Here is a 2292-nt window from a genome sequence, read left to right as displayed (position 1 = left end):
AAGAAAACGACCATAAGAATGGTCGCCTTCATCGAAAATTGGATTAACAACTATCCAAAGAAATGTTTGAACTATTTATCTCCTAGACAATTTTTACTAAATGCCTAACTTAGACTTGAAATTTAGCCTACTTCTGGTTTGAAAAAGTTTTTGAAGCAATGGTAAAAATCCCTTGCAAATCCTATTCAATTTGGTATAATAGACATTGTGTGTAATGGACGCACGAAAATACAGTTTATCCGCTGGGTTTAAAAGCACCTATGATTGACAAAGATAGGAGAAAAACATGAATCCATTAATCCAAAGTTTGACTGAAGGTCAACTTCGTACAGATATCCCTGCTTTCCGTCCTGGTGACACTGTTCGCGTTCACGCGAAAGTTGTCGAAGGTTCACGTGAGCGTATCCAGATCTTCGAGGGTGTTGTTATCTCTCGTAAGGGTCAAGGCATCTCAGAAATGTATACTGTTCGTAAGATTTCTGGTGGTATCGGGGTTGAGCGTACTTTCCCAATCCACACACCACGTGTTGATAAGATTGAAGTTATCCGCCACGGTAAAGTCCGTCGTGCGAAACTTTACTACTTGCGTGCCCTTCAAGGTAAGGCTGCTCGTATTAAGGAAATCCGTCGTTAAAATAGTCCTGTGGGCTAGTCTAGCATGGAAATGGGAAAGGACGAAAGTCCTTTTTCATTTTACCTTGGTTAAATTGGAAGCATTTGCTAGCTCAAGCTCAATCTAAGAGGGAAACAAACGATTTATCTGGTTAGAGAGTTTGTTTGGTTTTTAGGACTCAAGGTGAGGTATCGTTTGCTATAGTATGTGGGCTGAGCTCAGTTATACCAATAGGCTCTCTCCATTATGTAACCATGTGGAGAGGATTTTTATATCTTCGCAATGTTAGGCTAAGGTCAACTCATTTAAGATATGTAAGAGCGAAATAGGAAGTGATAGAAAAATAGGAATCGCTGTTGCTTCTTCAGAGACACGAATACTCATTTTTCCAAGCTTTCTGCTCAAGCGCAATTTAACAGATAGGAGAAGTCACATAGATGAAAACATTTATGGAAAGATTGACTGAGGAAGAGCTCCTAATTTTAGACGGAGCTTTAGGGACAGAGTTAGAGTCCAGAGGTTACGATGTCTCAGGAAACCTCTGGTCAGCTAACTATCTTCTCGAAAATCCACAAGTGATCAAGAATATTCATCTCGATTATCTGATGGCGGGAGCTGATTTGCTGACCACTTCTAGCTACCAGGCGACGATTCCTGGTTTGTTGGCAGCAGGTTTAACTAGAAATGAAGCTATTGAGGTGATTCGTTTGACGGTTAGACTGGCTCAAGAAGCTCGGGATGCCTTTTGGAAGGCGTTATCAGATGAGGAGCGGTCGCAACGTCGTTACCCTTTGATTGGGGGTGATGTCGGGCCTTATGCTGCTTTCCTGGCCAATGCGTCTGAGTATACAGGGGACTATGGAGGCGTTACGGTTGAGGCATTAAGGTCAATTCACTGCGAGAGGATGGCTATTCTGCTTGAGGCAGGAGTGGATTTTTTGTGTATAGAAACCATCCCAAATCGCTGGGAAGTAGAAGCACTCCTACAACTGTTAGCAGAAGAATTTTCGGAGAGTCAGGCCTATCTGAGTTTGGTTAGTCTGGATGGCGAGCATCTGCCAGATGGTACGGAGTTGTCTGAGATTGCCCACCAAGTGGACCAGTCGAGTCAGGTCCTTGCTGTAGGCATCAACTGTAGCGCGCCAGACATACTTGATCAGGCGCTTGAGTATTTGAAGCAGGGCTGTCAAAAACCTCTGATAGCTTATCCTAATTCGGGGGAAATTTATGATGTTGGAACAGAGAGCTGGCAAGCACTGCCAGCTGATGCCCCTAGTTTGCTGGATTGGGCCCGTCGCTGGCAGGAGAGAGGGACTAAAATTCTTGGAGGCTGTTGTCGGACGCGACCAGAGGATATAGCGGTCTTGGCTAGAGGATTGAAACACTCTGATAAGTTAGAGAGGAATTAAGTCTAAAGGAGCTAGTAATAGCCAAAAGACAATTTAACAGCTTTTTTTGATAATCTGAAAGAGTGGAGCAGTGGTATCTGACGATTGGGGAATTCTTCTCCGATAAATAGAGAAGGTCAAAAGAAAACCGAAGGCAGTAGCTGTTTAGCTGACAGATGTCCTTCGGTTTTTTGGATAAGGGTAACGGTTTTTAGTTTCGTTTCATTTCTCCCTGAGGGTAATAGGTGCCTTCAGGCATATCGTTGATAAAAACGTGTATCGCAGACAGTG

The 2292-nt window shown here is 43.4% G+C and carries 3 protein-coding genes and 1 pseudogene; 3 read left to right on the top strand and 1 reads right to left on the bottom strand.

Annotated features, from left to right (window positions below):
- From HF992_RS11735 to mmuM, 3 genes and pseudogenes are all read left to right on the top strand, one after another.
- Nucleotides 1–108: pseudogene (locus tag HF992_RS11735) on the top strand (IS30 family transposase); the annotation flags it as partial.
- Between the two features lie 178 nt (nt 109–286).
- The gene (gene rplS / locus HF992_RS11730) at nt 287–634 is read left to right on the top strand and encodes a 50S ribosomal protein L19 (protein WP_168550164.1); all 348 of its coding nucleotides are present in this window, start codon (nt 287–289) and stop codon (nt 632–634) included.
- A 416-nt stretch (nt 635–1050) separates the two neighbouring features.
- Nucleotides 1051–2022: a homocysteine S-methyltransferase gene (gene mmuM / locus HF992_RS11725; protein ID WP_168550163.1), complete on the top strand. Its 972-nt coding sequence runs from the start codon at nt 1051–1053 to the stop codon at nt 2020–2022.
- A 190-nt stretch (nt 2023–2212) separates the two neighbouring features.
- On the opposite strand, the gene HF992_RS11720 is transcribed toward mmuM, so the two are convergent.
- On the bottom strand, nt 2213–2292 hold an 80-nt coding region (locus tag HF992_RS11720; protein ID WP_210729475.1), incomplete at its 5' end, for a tautomerase family protein.

The sequence above is a fragment of the Streptococcus ovuberis genome, assembly GCF_012396585.1.
Taxonomy (GTDB): domain Bacteria; phylum Bacillota; class Bacilli; order Lactobacillales; family Streptococcaceae; genus Streptococcus; species Streptococcus ovuberis.
The sequence above is the reverse complement of the archived record's forward strand: the minus strand, read 5'-3'. Positions and strand labels throughout refer to the sequence as shown.

Excerpts from the sequence above, each read along its gene's own strand:
- rplS (WP_168550164.1), top strand. The coding sequence starts at position 287 with ATGAATCCATTAATCCAAAGTTTGACTGAAGGTCAACTTCGTACAGAT.
- mmuM (WP_168550163.1), top strand. The coding sequence starts at position 1,051 with ATGAAAACATTTATGGAAAGATTGACTGAGGAAGAGCTCCTAATTTTA.